At 39.2% G+C, this 16367-nt stretch carries 18 protein-coding genes; 10 read left to right on the plus strand and 8 right to left on the minus strand.

Features of this window, described 5'->3' with window-relative positions:
• From KH943_RS05075 to KH943_RS10215, 5 genes are all read left to right on the plus strand, one after another.
• Positions 1–455 (plus strand): pseudouridine synthase (locus tag KH943_RS05075; RefSeq protein ID WP_304108471.1); only part of this gene is annotated, 455 nt, incomplete at its 5' end.
• Positions 456–505: 50 nt separating this feature from the next.
• Positions 506–1804, plus strand: coding sequence for a hemolysin family protein (locus KH943_RS05080; RefSeq protein ID WP_304108474.1), 1299 nt, complete (start codon positions 506–508; stop codon positions 1802–1804).
• A 296-nt stretch (positions 1805–2100) separates the two neighbouring features.
• Entirely contained in the window at positions 2101–2706 is a 606-nt protein-coding gene (gene ruvA, locus KH943_RS05085) for a Holliday junction branch migration protein RuvA (protein WP_304108477.1), read from the plus strand.
• 16 nt (positions 2707–2722) lie between these two features.
• Positions 2723–3718, plus strand: a complete 996-nt coding sequence (gene ruvB / locus KH943_RS05090; protein WP_304108480.1) for a Holliday junction branch migration DNA helicase RuvB — start codon at positions 2723–2725, stop codon at positions 3716–3718.
• Positions 3719–3828: 110 nt separating this feature from the next.
• Positions 3829–3957, plus strand: a complete 129-nt coding sequence (locus KH943_RS10215; RefSeq protein ID WP_438359821.1) for a transposase-like zinc-binding domain-containing protein — start codon at positions 3829–3831, stop codon at positions 3955–3957.
• 106 nt (positions 3958–4063) lie between these two features.
• Here KH943_RS10215 and KH943_RS05095 read toward each other — a convergent pair whose 3' ends face one another.
• Positions 4064–4207 carry a hypothetical protein gene (locus KH943_RS05095; RefSeq protein WP_304108483.1) on the minus strand — a complete coding sequence of 48 codons (144 nt, stop codon included), beginning with the start codon at positions 4205–4207 and terminating at the stop codon, positions 4064–4066.
• Between the two features lie 44 nt (positions 4208–4251).
• Positions 4252–4380: a hypothetical protein gene (locus tag KH943_RS05100; protein WP_304108486.1), complete on the minus strand. Its 129-nt coding sequence runs from the start codon at positions 4378–4380 to the stop codon at positions 4252–4254.
• 361 nt (positions 4381–4741) lie between these two features.
• Here KH943_RS05100 and serC point away from each other — a divergent pair, with 361 nt between their 5' ends.
• From serC to rarD (KH943_RS05120), 4 genes are all read left to right on the plus strand, one after another.
• Entirely contained in the window at positions 4742–5830 is a 1089-nt protein-coding gene (gene serC, locus KH943_RS05105; protein WP_304108489.1) for a 3-phosphoserine/phosphohydroxythreonine transaminase, read from the plus strand.
• 80 nt (positions 5831–5910) lie between these two features.
• Positions 5911–7011 (plus strand): histidinol-phosphate transaminase, encoded by a 1101-nt coding sequence (hisC, locus tag KH943_RS05110; protein WP_304108492.1) that lies wholly within the window; start codon positions 5911–5913, stop codon positions 7009–7011.
• A 79-nt stretch (positions 7012–7090) separates the two neighbouring features.
• Complete coding sequence (gene rarD / locus KH943_RS05115) at positions 7091–7993, plus strand: EamA family transporter RarD (RefSeq protein WP_304108495.1); 903 nt, start codon at positions 7091–7093, stop codon at positions 7991–7993.
• Positions 7993–8865, plus strand: a complete 873-nt coding sequence (rarD, locus tag KH943_RS05120) for an EamA family transporter RarD (RefSeq protein WP_304108498.1) — start codon at positions 7993–7995, stop codon at positions 8863–8865. The genes rarD (KH943_RS05115) and rarD (KH943_RS05120) overlap by 1 nt, the downstream gene beginning before the upstream one ends.
• 47 nt (positions 8866–8912) lie before the next feature.
• Here the strand turns inward: rarD (KH943_RS05120) and KH943_RS05125 are convergent, their stop codons facing one another.
• From KH943_RS05125 to KH943_RS05150, 6 genes are all read right to left on the minus strand, one after another.
• Complete coding sequence (locus tag KH943_RS05125; RefSeq protein ID WP_304108500.1) at positions 8913–9656, minus strand: YdcF family protein; 744 nt, start codon at positions 9654–9656, stop codon at positions 8913–8915.
• Between the two features lie 64 nt (positions 9657–9720).
• Positions 9721–10755, minus strand: coding sequence for a peptide ABC transporter ATP-binding protein (locus KH943_RS05130; protein WP_304108503.1), 1035 nt, complete (start codon positions 10753–10755; stop codon positions 9721–9723).
• A gap of 20 nt (positions 10756–10775) precedes the next feature.
• Complete coding sequence (locus tag KH943_RS05135; protein WP_304108506.1) at positions 10776–11684, minus strand: ABC transporter permease subunit; 909 nt, start codon at positions 11682–11684, stop codon at positions 10776–10778.
• Positions 11681–12643, minus strand: a complete 963-nt coding sequence (locus KH943_RS05140; RefSeq protein ID WP_304108509.1) for an ABC transporter permease subunit — start codon at positions 12641–12643, stop codon at positions 11681–11683. Before KH943_RS05140 ends, KH943_RS05135 begins: the two co-directional genes overlap by 4 nt.
• A gap of 12 nt (positions 12644–12655) precedes the next feature.
• On the minus strand, positions 12656–14338 hold the full coding sequence (locus KH943_RS05145; RefSeq protein WP_304108512.1) for an ABC transporter substrate-binding protein: 1683 nt from the start codon (positions 14336–14338) through the stop codon (positions 12656–12658).
• A gap of 8 nt (positions 14339–14346) precedes the next feature.
• Entirely contained in the window at positions 14347–15297 is a 951-nt protein-coding gene (locus tag KH943_RS05150; protein WP_304108513.1) for a sigma 54-interacting transcriptional regulator, read from the minus strand.
• A gap of 196 nt (positions 15298–15493) precedes the next feature.
• On the opposite strand from KH943_RS05150, the gene lpcA reads away from it, so the two are divergent.
• On the plus strand, positions 15494–16078 hold the full coding sequence (gene lpcA, locus KH943_RS05155; RefSeq protein WP_304108516.1) for a D-sedoheptulose 7-phosphate isomerase: 585 nt from the start codon (positions 15494–15496) through the stop codon (positions 16076–16078).
• The last annotated feature ends 289 nt before the right edge of the window (positions 16079–16367 follow it).

The following is a 16367-nucleotide window of genomic DNA, read 5'->3' on the forward strand; positions in this document are numbered from 1 at the left end:
CTTTAAATAAAGAGGCGGCTGCGAATTTCTATACGCTATTTGAACAACACAAAATTCAGAAAACCTATTGGGCGATTAGCGACAAAAAACCGAAAAAGAAACAGGGTAAAATTGTGGGCGATATGCAAAAATCGAGAAATGGAGCTTGGAAACTTTGCCACAGCAAAGAAAATCCTGCGATTACGCAATTCACTTCTTGCACTATTGATTCGCCACTTCGCCACTTTATTTTGCAACCTAAAACAGGCAAAACGCATCAGTTACGCGTAGCAATGAAAAGTTTAGGCAGTCCAATTTTAGGCGATACTTTGTATTCAGGAAATGAAGCAGATCGTGTTTATCTGCATGCTTATCAACTGGAATTTGATTACCGAAATGAGCATTTTTGTGTACAAGCCCTGCCTGAAAGCGGTCAAATCTGGCAAAAAGTTTGCAAGCCTGAAGAGGAGAAATAGAGTATAATTCACGCGGTTTTATAACAAATAAAGCAACGATAGAGGCAATTATGAGCTTATTTGAAGCTATTTTAATTATTATTTTATTGATTTTAACCAGTACGGTCATTTCATTATCGGAAATTGCACTTGCTGGAGCGAGACGTTTAAAACTGCAAGCAATGGCGAATGCGGGCGACTTACGCGCAGAAAGAGTGATGAAATTGCAGGAACAACCAGGGCGATTTATCACGGTGGTACAAATTGGGTTGAATATGATTGCCATTCTTGGCGGTGTTGTGGGAGAAAGTGCGATTAACCCTTACTTCAGTCAGCTTTTTAGAGAATATTCTGATGCCACTTGGGTTGATTCGGCTGCTTCTTGGACAGCATTTTTATTGGTTACTTCGGCTTTTGTGCTTTTTGCAGATTTAATGCCAAAACGTATTGCGATGACTTATCCTGAGCAAGTTGCTGTTCGAACAATTAGAATAATGAGCTTTGCCATCGTAATTTTTAAACCGATTGTGATGTTTTTCGATTGGATTGCCAACTCGCTTTTCCGCCTATTTGGCGTTTCAACCGTTCGCCAAGAAAATATGACCACGGAAGATATTGTTGCAGTGGTTGATGCAGGAGCCAAAGCAGGCGTGTTAAATACGCACGAACATTATTTGATTGAGAACGTATTTGAGATGCAAGAACGCCGTGTCACTTCAACAATGACTACGCGTGAAAATATTGTTTTTTTAGATCGTACTGATAACAAAGAGCAAGTGCTGCAAACGCTTGGTGAAGATTCGCATTCTAAATTGCTGATTTGCGATAATGGTTTAGATAAAATTTTAGGCTATGTTGAATCGCACAATTTGCTCACGCAATATCTTAAAAATGAGAATGTCTCGCTTACTGATCAACGCTTATTGCGTAAAACCATTTTTATTCCAGATACGCTTTCACTTTATGAAGTATTGGAGCTGTTTAAATCTGCGGGTGAAGATTTTGCTGTGATTGTGAATGAATACGCTCTCGTGGTTGGCATTATTACTCTTAATGATGTAATGAGTATTGTGATGGGTGAGCTGGTTTCAACCGAAGAAGAACAGATCGTTCGCCGTGATGAAGATTCGTGGTTGATAGATGGTGCGACTCCGCTTGAAGATGTAATGCGTGCGTTAGAAATTGAGGAATTTCCACATGCAGAAAATTACGAGACCATCGGCGGATTTATGATGTATATGCTCCGCAAAATCCCGAAAAAAACCGATTTTGTGCTGTATGATCAATATAAATTTGAAATTATCGACACCGAGAATTTCAAAATTGACCAGTTGATGGTGTCGTTTAGGAAAGATATTAAAACAGAATAATAATGATGTTTTATACAGTTTATGATAGACTAGATATTCTCAAGTAGTGAGATTTTAAATTAATTTCTTCGGTATTCACTACTGCCAAATCTCCCCTACCCCTCTTTGCTAAAGAGGGAGATTTTCTTTATATAAAAGAAATATCGACGGTATTATTCTTAATCTAAAAGTATAGCAATAGGGCTTTATTATTCAGAGACCTAATCCCCTCTTTAGCAAAGAGGGGTAGGGTAGATTTGGCAGACAGAGAAAATGGGGCTCATAAAAGCTTTCATGCTCAAATAAACAGGAACGCTATGATCGGTCGATTACACGGTAAAATTATTGAAAAACAGCCCCCTGAAATGGTGCTAGATGTACAAGGCGTAGGCTATGAAATCCTACTGCCGATGACCAGTTTCTACGATTTACCACAACTGGGTGAAGAAACAACGATTTTTACACATCTTGTCGTTCGTGAAGATGCACATTTACTCTTTGGCTTTGCCCAAAAACAAGACAGAACCTTATTCCGAGAACTCATCAAGACCAATGGTGTTGGTCCAAAACTTGCTCTTGCGATTTTGTCTGCAATGTCTGTTTCTCAATTTGCAAATGCAGTTGAGAATGAAGAATTAGCAAAACTAACCAAAATCCCTGGCATAGGTCGCAAAACAGCAGAGCGTTTACTTGTTGAGCTTAAAGGTAAGTTTAAAGGGATGACGCAAGGCGATTTCTTTGTTGAGCAATCTCACGATAAAATTGTAGTCAGCTCACTGACTGATCCAGCTGATGAAGCACGAGATGCTCTAATCGCATTAGGCTATAAGCCAGCAGATGCAGAAAAAATGATCAAGAAAGTGAATAAAGTTGGAGCAACAAGTGAGCAACTAATTCGTGAAGCCTTGAAAAACTCTCTTTAATAAATGACAAATAAAAATGATTGAAACTGATAGAATAATTAGTGCCTCGCCGAAAAAAGAAGAGGAAGTGATTGACCGTGCTATTCGCCCGAAATTACTAGCAGATTATGTTGGACAGCCTTCGGTGCGGGAGCAAATGGATATTTTTATTCAAGCTGCTAAATTGCGAAATGAAGCCTTAGACCACCTTTTGATTTTTGGACCACCAGGTTTAGGGAAAACCACGCTTGCCAATATTGTGGCGAACGAAATGGGCGTGAATATTCGCTCTACTTCTGGACCTGTGCTCGAAAAAGCAGGCGATTTAGCCGCAATGCTCACTAACCTTGAGCCTTATGATGTGCTTTTTATCGACGAAATCCACCGCTTGTCTCCTGCAATTGAAGAGGTGCTTTATCCTGCGATGGAAGATTATCAGCTTGATATTATGATCGGTGAAGGTCCAGCCGCTCGCTCAATTAAGCTTGATTTACCGCCATTTACCTTAGTGGGGGCTACTACAAGAGCAGGTTCTTTAACTTCACCATTACGCGACCGTTTTGGGATTGTGCAACGCCTTGAGTTTTATTCGGTAGAAGATTTAACTTCTATCGTACAACGTAGTGCTGAGTGCTTAAATTTAGACCTATCAGAAAATGGCGCTCACGAAATTGCCCGACGCTCACGTGGCACTCCACGTATTGCGAACCGCTTACTCCGCCGAGTAAGAGATTATGCGGACGTTCGCAATAACGGCATTATCAGCTCAGAAATTGCTAAACAAGCTCTTTCAATGCTTGATGTGGACTCCGAAGGGTTTGACTTTATGGATATCAAACTCTTACAAGCCATTGTTGAACGCTTCGATGGTGGCCCTGTAGGCTTAGATAACCTTGCGGCTGCTATTGGCGAAGAGCGTGATACCATTGAAGATGTGTTAGAACCTTACTTAATCCAGCAAGGCTTCTTGCAACGCACTCCACGTGGGCGAATTGCAACACAAAGAACTTATGAGCATTTGAAGTTATTTTAACAATTATTTACGATAGCTGTTATTTGGAATGTAGAACAAAAAATGTAGAACAAAAATAGTTGTTAAACAGTGGTTTAAAACTTTATAGTATAAGGCTTTAATCCTACTTTTTGAAAAATGAACAAAAAAACTGCCCTTATTGCTCAAATTCAACAATTCAAAAGCATGGTAAGAAAAATAATCTTCAACGATATTTCTGTACCACTTCAGTTTTTTGGCAATTGCCAATAATTCGGTAACAACCGCTTGATTATCTAACCTCGGCACGGCAAGCAATTTTAGCTTAACAAATACGGTCGATTGTGTAGTGAGTAACGCTTTCAAGCCTGTATATTTGCCGTTTTCTTACGTGCCAACAATGTTTGCAGTAAAGTCGTTTGCGTCTTCTGCATCAGCCACACGAACAATCAAAGTAGGCGTTTTCATGGTTGAGCCAATCGAATTTAAGGTGCGTTTGAGCGTGCCTTTGATGCCAGCTTTTTTAAGCATTGATAAAGGGCCCGTATTTAAACGTGTGTATTAAGTGGTAAAGCTTATGCATCTGCATTATCCACAGTACATACTACGCCAATCACAGAGGTTGCTGCGGTTTTGATTTGCTGTGAACCAGTGCTCAGTTCAATCACATCCACGCCATGGGGATAGGTATCTAAAATGGACATAACTCATCTCGGTTTCGATTGAAAAAGTGTGATGACTTTAAAAAATAACCGCTCAGAATGCGAGCAGTTAGAGGGAATTTAAGGTTACAAATTACGCTACGATTTCACAGTAAAAATAAAAGTCAAGCAAAGAATTTGATCTGCATCTTAAAGTTGGAGTAAAGCCCCTTCTAATTAAGGTGAAGATTTTTTATAGATTGAATGATTAAATTAAATTCTACCAACTTTTAAAATATCACCCCTGCGACTTTCACCTTTAAATCGTAAAAAATGAAAAATTGAGCCGTTTAAAAGTTTGATTTGTAAAGGGGAGTTTTGTTACTATTACCCTAATCTTTATTTGATTAAAAGAGGCAAACACATGACACAAGTTTACAATTTTAGTGCAGGCCCTGCGATGATGCCAGAAGCAGTATTAGAGCAGGCTCAAAAAGAACTTTTAAACTGGCAAGAGCAAGGCACTTCAGTAATGGAAGTGAGCCACCGCGGTAAGCTCTTTATGGAATTGATTACTCAAGCAGACAAAGATTTCCGTGAGCTTTTCCACATTCCTGATAATTACAAAATCCTCTTTTTACAAGGCGGTGCGAGAGGGCAATTTGCCGCTATTCCGATGAACTTAATCGGTGAAAAAGGCAAAGCACTTTATTTAAATAGCGGTCACTGGTCAGGCTCTGCAGCGAAAGAAGCACGTAACTTCTGTGAAATTGATGAGCTTTCAATTATTGAAACCGATGAAAATGGCGTAATTTCAGTCAATCGTACCGATTTCAGCGATATTGCGGAGCAATATGATTACGTGCACTATTGCACTAACGAAACCATCTCTGGCGTAGAAATTAAAGAAGTGCCAAACGTGGGCAATGCAGTGTTAGTAGCGGATATGTCATCAAACATTCTGTCAAGCAAAATTGATATCAGTAAATTTGGTGTGATTTATGCAGGGGCACAGAAAAACTTAGGACCTGCGGGGATCACTATTGTGATCGTGCGTGAAGATTTAATCGGCAAAGCACGCAAAGATACGCCATCTATCTGGAACTATGAAATTCAAGCCAACTCAGACTCTATGATTAACACGCCACCAACTTTTGCGTGGTATTTATGTTCACTTGTGTTCAAACATTTATTAGCCACAGGAGGGCTGGAGGCCGTCGAACAACGTAATTTAGCAAAAGCAAAACGCTTATATGATTACCTTAATCAAAGCACGTTCTATCGTAACTATATTGCAAAGCAAAACCGTTCGGTAATGAATGTAACTTTCACGACAGACAATAATGAGCTTAATGCAAAATTTGTAGCAGAAGCGACCGCTTGTGGTTTGCAAGCATTGAAAGGTCATAAAGTATTAGGCGGTATGCGCGCTTCAATTTACAACGCAATGCCAATTGAAGGCGTAGATGCCTTAATTGCATTTATGGATAAATTTGCGAAAGAGAATAACTAATTGTAAGGCAGACTTAAGTTCGCCGTTAAATTAAAATAAAAATGGCGGACCGTAGTCCGCCCTATAAATAGGAAAATTCAATGCAATACATCAACATCGCCAACGAAGGCGTGAAATCGCTTTCCCCATATCAAGCAGGTAAGCCAATTGAAGAGTTAGAGCGTGAGCTTGGTATTACCAACATCATCAAATTAGCTTCTAATGAAAACCCATTCGGTTTTCCTGATAGTGCGAAGCAAGCTATTATCAATCAATTAGATCAACTGACGCGTTACCCTGATGCAAATGGCTTTGAGCTCAAAGCGGTGGTTTCTAAAAAATTCGGCGTGCAGCCTAATCAAATCACGCTTGGCAATGGTTCTAATGATTTGCTTGAGCTTTTTGCCCATACCTTTGCTAGCGAGCACGATGAGATCATCTATTCGCAATATGCGTTCATTGTTTATCCGCTTGTCATCAAGGCGATTAACGCTGTGGCACGTGAAATTCCAGCGAAAAACTGGGGGCACGATTTGGCGGCATTTGAAGCGGCAATTAATGAGAAAACAAAGCTTATTTTTATCGCAAACCCAAACAACCCAACAGGGAATTTCTTAACTGAAGCTGAAATCGATGCTTTCTTTGCGAAAGTGCCAAGTCATATTATTGTGGTGTTAGATGAAGCCTACACCGAATTTACCAAAGCTAAAGATCGGGTAGATTCGTTCGGTTTATTGCAAAAATACCCGAATTTAATTATTTCTCGCTCACTTTCTAAAGCGTATGGTTTGGCAGGATTGCGTATTGGCTATGCTGTATCTAATCCTGAAATTGCAGATTTACTCAACCGCGTTCGCCAGCCATTTAATTGTAACAGCCTTGCATTAGCTTCCGCAGTGGCGGTAATGAATGATGATGCGTTTGTTGAAAAAGTGGCAGAAAATAATCATTTGGAGATGCAACGTTACGAAGCATTCTGCCAACAATATGGTTTGGAATACATCCCTTCAAAAGGAAATTTTATTACTATTGATTTCAAACAATCTGCTCAACCGATTTATGATGCGTTATTACATGAAGGTGTAATTGTACGCCCAATTGCAGGTTACGGAATGCCAAATCATTTGCGCATTAGTATCGGATTACCTGCAGAAAATGACCGCTTATTTAATGCGTTAGTGAAGGTGTTGAATCTTAAATAAGTAAGGTATATAGTAACTGACATTCATCAACCATATTTTTTATAAAGGGCAAACTTAATTTGCCCTTTATTCATATTCTATGTTAAAAGGCATCCTTTTTTCTTTAACAGCCTCTTTTTTATTTGGTTGTTTATATTATTTAGCGATCCATTTAAGACCACTTTCGGGCGAAAGTGTGTTCGGCATTCGTATGGTACTAACACTGCCTTGCTTATTTTTTGCTTTATGGTTATTTAAAAAAGGGAGAGAATTTAGCTTATTTCTACAACGATTAAAATGTGAGCCAAAATTACTTCTGGTGATCCTCACAACCTCAGCGATTGTCGGAGGGCAAATGTGGCTGTTCTTATGGGCACCAAATAGTGGCAAAGCCATCGAAGTCTCAATGGGATATTTGTTAATGCCAATTGTTATGGTAGCTTTTGGCAAAATAGTTTATAAAGAACCGCTTTCAAGAAATAAATGGCTGGCAATTATTTTTGCCTTTATTGGCGTGGTAAGTAACATTATTTTGGCGGGAACTCTCTCTTTAGAAAGTGTATTTGTTTGCACGGGTTATCCAATTTATTTTTATTTACGTCGAAAATTTGGTTTAAGTCATTTTCACAGTTTTATATTTGAAATTGCATTTTTAATTCCTGTGGCAATTTATTTTATTGCTAAAACTGATATGCAAGCAGTGCAAGATGTGAATCCGCATATTTATATTTTTATTGCTTTATTAGGGATTATTAGTGGAGCAGCTTTAATTTCTTACACGATGGCAAGCACTATTTTACCTTTTAATTTATTAGGCTTATTGGGTTATGTTGAACCCAGCGTGATGTTACTCATTTCATTTTTAATTGGTGAAAAATTAAATTCCGATGCCTATATTTTAATGTCTTGCTTATTAATAGCAATTTTATTATTGATATTAGATGGTGTTCAGGCTGTTCGCCATAGTTATAGAAAATATAAAGTGCAAATGAAGGTGAAATAATGTTAAAAGGTATCTTTTTTTGTATCACGGCTAATTTTTTATTTGGTTTAGGCTATTATTTCGCAATTTTATTGCGCCCATTAAGTGGCGAAAGTATGTTTGGCTTTCGAATTATCGTTTTGATTCCGTTTATTTTACTCGCCATTTTATTATTTAAACAGACACCAAAATTTAAACAGCTTTGGCAAAAGATAAAACAAAAACCAGCGCTTGTTTTCATTTTATTGTTACTTGCACTAAATACAGGCGTGCAGCTCTGGCTATTTATGTGGGCTCCCAATAATGGACAAGCAATTCCTGTTTCTATTGGTTATTTATTACTACCTATTGTCGCTGTAGCATTAGGTAAAATCGTATTCAAAGAACATTTTACCTTGTTAAAATGGCTCTCTTTAACTTCTGCTATTATTGGTGTAGGAACAAATATTGTTCTAACAGGCACTTTTTCTTGGGCAACTATTGTTGCTGGCATCGGATATCCTCTCTATATTACACTACGCCGTTATTTTGATATTAATAATCTAGCAACATTTTTTATTGAATTATTATTGGTTACTCCCTTTGCATTATATTTTATTTCTCAAACAGAGATGCAACCAATCTTACTTGAGAACCATTATCTTTATACTATTCTTGCCTTGTTTGGATTAGTTAATGGCATTGCATTTATTTTTTATATTGCTTCCAGTAATTTATTGCCTATAAATGTATTAGGGCTATTAGGTTATATGGAACCTTTAGTGATGCTCACTATTTCCTTTATTATTGGCGAAAGTTTAGATTCTAAATCATATATTTTAATGCTATGTTTAGCTATTGCGATCACATTATTAACGATTGATAATTTCAGACGAGGAAGATTAAAACGATGAATGATATAGTAAATTACTAGGGCTTTTTGCCGTCTATTTGTATTTTATTATCTCTCTTTCCAATATCCTAACCACTCTTTGAGCAATTGCATCATATTATCCATCGCACCCGATTGCGGGACAAAATACATAAAACTGATATATTCCCAAGGTGTCTTGCCGTAACCGACCCCAGCAGGAAGTACCTCAAAACCTTGTTGTTCAAAGAGCATTTTGGCTCGTTTCATATGCCAGTTCTGCGTGACGAGAATGATTTTATGGATTCCCTCTTTTTCTAGCATCTGCTTGGTATAGAATGCATTTTCCTTAGTTGTTTTAGCTTCGTTTTCTTCCCATCTGGTTGGTACATCAAAGAATTGCTGAAATTCTTTTGCAATAGCTTTAGCTTCTGAATTACCATTTGGTGATCTACCTGTAGCTAAAATCGGTAAACCTGTCTCTTTATATAAAAATGCAGCATAACGCATTCGTTCTAATTCATTATTTGTTACGGTAATATTGCCATAAAGTTCTGTGCTATCACGTAATCCTCCTCCTAGCACCACGATTGCCTGAGCCTGTTGGTAATCTTGTAAATTAAGTTTATATTCATCCATTAAGGAATTATTTAGTAAGGTTGCCATAAAAGGTATGCTGAAAAGATAAAGCATAGCGATACCTAAAATGGTAAAAAAGCGACTCATTTTTTTATAGTGCAAGCGTTTTAAAATGAGTGTAAGAATCCAAATTACCGCAATGTTAAATGGGGGAAGAGTAATTGCGGTTAGAATTTTAGTTAAATAAAAAAACATAAATACCTCTAAGGGCTATTGATAAAAAAGAAATAAAGATCACTAGATTTGAAATAATATAGAGTTATTCTCTTTCCGCCACCACAACAGGCTCAAACTCCGCCTTTCGATTTACGTTTACTTCTCTAAAGTTAATTGGGAAATAGCAGGCAAATTCGCGTTGTTTAAACTTTTTAAGCAGTGGTTTTTGAATGCATTTTTTCTGAGCAAAAGGGCAACGAGGTCCTAAACGGCAGCCAATTGGCATTTCTTGTAACATTGGAATACTGCCTTTGAGCGTATTCAAATGGCTTTTGCTCACAAGCGGTTGCGAGAAATCAGGAATACTGTTGAGCAACGCTGATGTATAAGGATGTAAAGGCTTGGTAAGAATATCCTCTTTATCGCCAATTTCTACCGTCTGCCCGCAATAGAGCACGTTAAACGAATCTACCCACGGAGCAATATTTTTCATATCGCTGCTCACCAGCAAAATAGAAGTGCCAAGGTTTTTGTTCATACTGGAAAGCAAGCGGTAGATTTGTAGCTGAGTCGTTGCCTCCATCGTATTGGTTGGCTCATCTGCTACCAACAATCTCGGCTGATTGGCAATTGCCATTGCAATCATGACTTTTTGTGCTTCGCCTTCGGTAATATCACTTGGGTAGCTTCGCATAATGTCTTTGTGATCGCGAATCCCCACACGGTGTAGCAGCTCAATCGCCCTTTTCTTTTTCCAACCAAACCATTGCCACCATTTACCTTTAAATTGCACGGTTTTAATCAATTGTTTGCCGATCGTTTCACTCGGATCTAAGCTTAACAAGGCATCTTGAAAGACCATTGAAATCTGCTCGCCCACCACTTTTCGGCGTTGTGCCACTGGTAGTTTGAGCAATTCAATATCGTTAAAACGGAAGCGATCTGCAGTAACAAGCCATTCATCTTTGAGTACACCACAAATCACTTTGGCGATCAAACTTTTACCCGACCCCGATTCACCCACCAAACCACACACCTCGCCTTCATCCACAGTAAGGTTGATATTATCTACCATTTTAACGCGTCCGTTTGGCGTGTTGATCTCAATGCTGAGATGTCTAATATCTAAAAGTGCCATTCACTACCATCCATATACGATTAAAAATAGGGAGAAGCTCGATGCTTTTTAAGCACGCGGATCAAGCTGTTACTTAACAAGGTAATAATCAAAATACTAAACGTAATCGCAAGCCCTGGTAGCACTATCGTCCATGGGGCGATATACACCAACTCAGCTGAATCACGGAGCATTACGCCCCATTCTGGCGTACCGCTTTTTGCCCCAAGAGCAATAAAACTCAATGCGGTAATGTCCAAAATGCTAAAGATAAAATAGACTGAAATTTCTTTAATTGCCACCACAGTTAAATTAGGCAAAATTACCTCGCGAATAAGCGTTTCTTTATTCGCACCGTCTAAGCGTAAAGTGACCGCATATTCTCGTTTTAGCTCCAATTGGGTTACCTGATAAATACGGTGGATAAAGTGCGGCAGAAGTGCCAAGAAAATCGCAAACATTGCATTTTGCAAGCTGGTTTCCATTAGTGCGGCGATAATAATCGTAATCAGCAATACGGGAATGAATGAGAAAATATCGAATAAATGGCTTAAAAACGACACTGATTTACCTTGGTTCAAACCTACAAAAATGCCAATAATGCCACCAATAACGCCAATCGCAAGGCAAACCAACAGCGAAGCTCCAACGGTGTAATAAAAACCAGCGATAATGCGGCTAAAAATATCTCGCCCTAAGTCATCTGTGCCAAAAAAGTGGCGAATTTGACCGCTTGCATCCCACGAAGGCGGTTGCAATTCTAGTCCGACAAATTGTTGCTCGTAGTGATAAGGTGCGATAAATACCCCTCCAAATACTAACACTAACAAAGCAAGAAAAAGATAGAGGCTGATAAGTGCGATTTTATCTTCGCGAAAGCTCTGCCAAAATGAACGGAAAGAGTGACTTTCGCGGAAATATTCTGGTTCTTTATTTTGTGTTGCGATCATTTCGTGTACCAATCCTTTTTTTGCGATGGATCTAACAGCGTTGTAAGAAAATTCGTGAAGAGATCAACCAAAAGCACAAATCCACCAATCACCACCACGCCCGCGGAAATTGCGTTGTAATCTTGTACTGCCAAAGCGTTAATCAACCAACGCCCGATACCGCCCCAGCTAAAGATATTTTCAATCAACATTCCAAAGGCAAAAATTACCGTAAAATGGCGAGCAATCGTTGGAATGAGTGCAGGTAAGGAGTTACCAAGCACGTGGCTACGGAAGATACGAAACGCTGACCAACCTCGTGTTTGTGCCACTTTAATGTAGTTCTGTTTCATCACATAATTTGCTCGTTCTTGAGTGAATCGCATTACTTCCAAAATGGAAGGAATACCGAGCACTAGCGTTGGTAAAATCAGGTGATGCAAAGCACTCTGTATCATTTTTAGCTGATGAGGTGAATCAGTTGAGAGAATATCTAGGATACGAAAGCCGGTAAGCGGTTGAATCGCATAAATTGGATGCAAATCACCAACGGCAGCAATTTCCCAACGGTTGATGGAAGCACTATAAAGTAGCAGCAATGCCAGCCAAAACACGGGAATTGAAAAGCTTAACGAGCCTAGCCAAGTCATCACTTTGCCTAGCGTACTTTTTTGAATATACGCTACCCAAAAGCCAAGTGGCAAACCAATCAACAATGACAGCAACAAGGCTGACACACATAGCGTAATCGTTGCGGGAAACACGCTTAATATCTGCATTGTTAGAGGCTCACCGTTGATATAACTGATGCCTAAATCCCCATGCAACAGGCTTGAAAGATAACGGAAATAGCCTGTCATTATGCCGATGCCGTTAAATAAGTTCAGCGGATCACGAAGCAAAATGTTGTAGCTGATAATAGAGAGAATGATAAGTGTAATCAGCGTTAATAAAAATTTTCGTAAGAGAGCAATAAGCATAGTTTTATCACATTATTTCTGATTTTTTTTCAACCGAATTTCTGACAGTTTCACCTGTCCCATAGCGTTAATTGCAATATTGCTCACGCGATCGCTCACCAACAACAAGCGTTTAGCATTCACAAGCGGTAAAATTGGCAGCTCTTGTTGCAAAATTGATTGACTAAGGTGGTAGAGCATATTTTGTGTTGCTTTACTTGACGTGGTTTTAGCTAGATCGAGCAACAGGTCAAAATAAGGGTTACACCAGTTCGCTAAATTAGTCACATCACGCTTGGCATTACAGGATAAAATTGGTTTTAAAAAGCCATTTAAGTCTGCATTATTGGCAAGCCACCCCGTTAAAATCAGGTCGTAATCCGCCTTTCCATTTGCTAATTGTTGAGCAATATAAGCTCGATTTACAGGAATGAGTGTAGCTAGAATACCTTTTTGAGCAAGGTCGAAGCGAATCATTTCTGCCATTTTCATCGGGTGCAAATTAAACACTCGCTTTTCATCCACAACCCAAAATTTGAGCGGTTTTTGTAGTGAAGGAAGAGCATGGTGGGCAGTATAATCAAAAGGTACTTTGCCATATGGGTCTTGCCAGAACACCGTTGGCAAGACCTGATCAGCGAGGTGCGCAGTGCCAAAAAAGAGACGTGCCACCAGACGGCGACGATCCACCGCTTGAGCGATTGCTTGGCGAAGCATGATATTTTGCATCACAGGACTTTGCATATTAAACGCCAAAAACGATAAGTTTGCCCCGTCATTTTCAATGTGTTGTTCTGTTGGAATTTGCGAAAGTTGGCTTGGTTCAGGGAATGCGACCACATCGCACTCCTTATTCAAAAATTTTGCTAATCTGCCTGTACCGTCAGAGGAAAAATCGACCACTATATTTTCAATATGTGCTTTTTTCCCCCAATATTTTTGGTGTGGTTGCAGGCGGATATAATCCGATCGAGTCAAGCTTGTAAGCTGATACGGGCCAGTCCCCACAGGTAGAAGATCAAGCTGAGGTAGGTTTTCATCTGCATTGAGTTGTAAGGCATATTCTTTGGATAAAATTACCGCATATTGGCTTGCCAAATGCGATAACAACGCTTGGTCTGGTTCAGTAAGCGTGATTCGCACTGTATGAGCATTAATGTCTTTTATTTGAGCAATTTTTTGCTTCAATGCAATGCTCTCAAAATAAGGATAATGAGCTAAATTCGCCTTGGTACGATATGCCATTGCTTGAGCGTAACGAAACTCGCCGCTGTCACTACTTTCACGATTTAAAGCGGGTAAATCTCCCGCAATTCCCATCATTCGATTAAGCGAGAAAATTACATCTTCCGCATTGAACTTACGCGTTGGTGTGAACCAGCGAGTGGTATGAAACGACACATTTTTGCGTAAATGTAGAGTGATCGTGAGCCCATCAGCACTCGTATTATAATGCTCAACGAGCATTGGTTTTAGCTGATTGGTTTTTGGATCAAGTTCAAATAGTTTGTCATAAAGCTGATCGGTAACCACATTCACGTTCGCACCCATATCTGCTTGTTGAGGATTGAGCGAAAAGCTAGAGGCATTCGTGCAGTAAATTAGACTATTATCACGTAGTTGAGCAGGAATGCGAGGAGCAGAATAAGCGGTCGAATTTAGCCCAAGAATTGCAAAACCACAGAGAAATTTCACCGCTTGCATAAGAAATTTCATAGACTATCCTATTTGTTGATCCCATATGCCCGTAATTTGTTGGCGATGGCAGTGTGTGAAATGCCGAGGCGTTGGGCAAGTTTCCGTGTGCTCGGATATTCAGCATAAAATTTGCGTAATAGCTCGGCTTCATATTGAGCCATCATTTCATCTAGTGTGCCTGTTTCAGGAAAATGAGTTACGATCTCAGTTGTGCTTAACATCGTATTGGGTAAATTGAGATCTTTAACAGATAAACGATAGCTATGTGCTAAAGTACAAGCTCGGTAAAGCACATTGTGCAACTCACGCAGATTGCCTGCCCAGCTATAGCGAGAAAGGGCGTTTAAAAAGATGCGATCATACTCCAATGTAGAGACACCAAGCTGGTTACTGATTTCGCTAACAAAATACTCTACCAATAACGGTAAATCGTCCAAGCGTTCACGCAATGGTGGTAACTTAAGAGTGAGCACGTTTAAGCGGTAATATAAATCCTTTCGCACTTTGCCCTCTGCTACCAACTGATTAAGCGGTTTTTGGCTAGTGCAAATCACGCGCACATTCACTTTACGCTCTTGATCCTCGCCTACGCGACGAAATGAACCATCGTTCAAAAAACGTAATAGCTTCGCCTGCATTTCAAGCGAAAGCTCCGACACAGCATCAAGCAACACAGTGCCGCCATTCGCATATTCAAAAAAGCCTACACTCTCATTTTTCACTCCTCGATGCCCAAACATCTCCGTTTCTGCCTCTTCTTCAGGCAACCCCGCACAATTCACTGCAATGAATTTTTGTTCTGCACGATGGCTAAATTGATGGCAAGCTTTAGCAAGTAAGTCCTTGCCTGTTCCTGTTTCCCCCTCAATCAATAAAGGGGCATTCAGCAAGGCGAATTTTTTAGCTTGCTCAATCACCTTTAGCATATTCGGCGATTGGGTTAGAATTTGGTCAAAAGGAGAAACCGTTGTAGTCATAATAAAATCCTCAAAATCGAATACTGAGATCATACTCTGAAAAACAACACTTGGAAAGTTTTGTTTACAGCCTAAAATAATTTAATCTACTCTTTTTATGTTTACATTCCCCAGACAATCTTCTAGACTTTGCACGCTTATTTAACCTAACAAGCGGTGAATTTTTGCCGTTTTGTTGCATTTTCAAGGAATTTCTATGTATTTAGATCAAATTAAAGCAGAACTACAAGAAGCTGCCGATGTGCTTGATAAATTTATGCACGATGAAAAAAACATTCAGCTTATTCAAGATGCGGCATTATTAATTTCAAATAGCTTCAAACAAGGCGGTAAAGTACTTTCTTGTGGTAACGGTGGTTCACACTGTGATGCAATGCACTTTGCAGAAGAATTAACTGGACGTTACCGCGAAAATCGCCCAGGTTATCCAGCTATTGCGATTTCAGACGTAAGTCATTTGAGCTGTGTCAGTAACGATTTTGGTTATGAATACGTGTTCTCTCGCTACATTGAAGCGGTCGGCCAAAAAGGCGATGTGCTTTTCGGTTTATCGACTTCGGGCAACTCTAAAAACGTCTTAAATGCAATCAAAGCCGCTAAAGAGAAAGGGATGAAAGTGATTGCAATGACAGGTAAAGACGGTGGTCAAATGGCTGGTCTTGCGGATGTAGAAATCCGTGTGCCACACTTCCGTTATGCAGACCGCACGCAAGAAATCCATATCAAAGTCATCCATATTTTAATGATGTTGATTGAGTTTGAGATGGAGAAAACTCAGTAACAAATATGACTTTAATGTATAACCCCTTGTTTTGAAACAGGGGGTTTTAGTTAAAATAGACCTGTTTTTCTTCATTACCTTGTATTTTAAATAAATTTAAATAAAGTGTCAGACAACATTCTTATTTTTTAAAATTCTTCTTTACATTCTTCATAAGGTCGGGTATCTTGATTTTATGTACTAGTTTGATAGTGCGTTGTATTTTGAGATTTGATTTTAAAGAGGATGATGTTATGAAATTTTATAAAGCTTTAATTATTTCCACTTTGGCTGTGTTTTCACTTAATGT

The organism is Haemophilus parahaemolyticus (assembly GCF_018373095.1).
Lineage (GTDB): Bacteria > Pseudomonadota > Gammaproteobacteria > Enterobacterales > Pasteurellaceae > Haemophilus_A > Haemophilus_A parahaemolyticus_A.

Bases quoted from the DNA above. Each gene is read 5' to 3' on its own strand.
- KH943_RS05080 (WP_304108474.1), top strand. From the start codon at position 506: ATGAGCTTATTTGAAGCTATTTTAATTATTATTTTATTGATTTTAACC.
- KH943_RS05150 (WP_304108513.1), bottom strand. From the start codon at position 15,297: ATGACTACAACGGTTTCTCCTTTTGACCAAATTCTAACCCAATCGCCG.
- hisC (WP_304108492.1), top strand. From the start codon at position 5,911: ATGCAATACATCAACATCGCCAACGAAGGCGTGAAATCGCTTTCCCCA.
- KH943_RS05145 (WP_304108512.1), bottom strand. From the start codon at position 14,338: ATGAAATTTCTTATGCAAGCGGTGAAATTTCTCTGTGGTTTTGCAATT.
- KH943_RS05095 (WP_304108483.1), bottom strand. From the start codon at position 4,207: ATGCTTAAAAAAGCTGGCATCAAAGGCACGCTCAAACGCACCTTAAAT.
- KH943_RS05130 (WP_304108503.1), bottom strand. From the start codon at position 10,755: ATGGCACTTTTAGATATTAGACATCTCAGCATTGAGATCAACACGCCA.
- ruvA (WP_304108477.1), top strand. From the start codon at position 2,101: ATGATCGGTCGATTACACGGTAAAATTATTGAAAAACAGCCCCCTGAA.
- KH943_RS05135 (WP_304108506.1), bottom strand. From the start codon at position 11,684: ATGATCGCAACACAAAATAAAGAACCAGAATATTTCCGCGAAAGTCAC.
- lpcA (WP_304108516.1), top strand. From the start codon at position 15,494: ATGTATTTAGATCAAATTAAAGCAGAACTACAAGAAGCTGCCGATGTG.
- KH943_RS05100 (WP_304108486.1), bottom strand. From the start codon at position 4,380: ATGTCCATTTTAGATACCTATCCCCATGGCGTGGATGTGATTGAACTG.
- ruvB (WP_304108480.1), top strand. From the start codon at position 2,723: ATGATTGAAACTGATAGAATAATTAGTGCCTCGCCGAAAAAAGAAGAG.
- serC (WP_304108489.1), top strand. From the start codon at position 4,742: ATGACACAAGTTTACAATTTTAGTGCAGGCCCTGCGATGATGCCAGAA.
- KH943_RS05140 (WP_304108509.1), bottom strand. From the start codon at position 12,643: ATGCTTATTGCTCTCTTACGAAAATTTTTATTAACGCTGATTACACTT.
- rarD (WP_304108498.1), top strand. From the start codon at position 7,993: ATGTTAAAAGGTATCTTTTTTTGTATCACGGCTAATTTTTTATTTGGT.
- rarD (WP_304108495.1), top strand. From the start codon at position 7,091: ATGTTAAAAGGCATCCTTTTTTCTTTAACAGCCTCTTTTTTATTTGGT.
- KH943_RS05125 (WP_304108500.1), bottom strand. From the start codon at position 9,656: ATGTTTTTTTATTTAACTAAAATTCTAACCGCAATTACTCTTCCCCCA.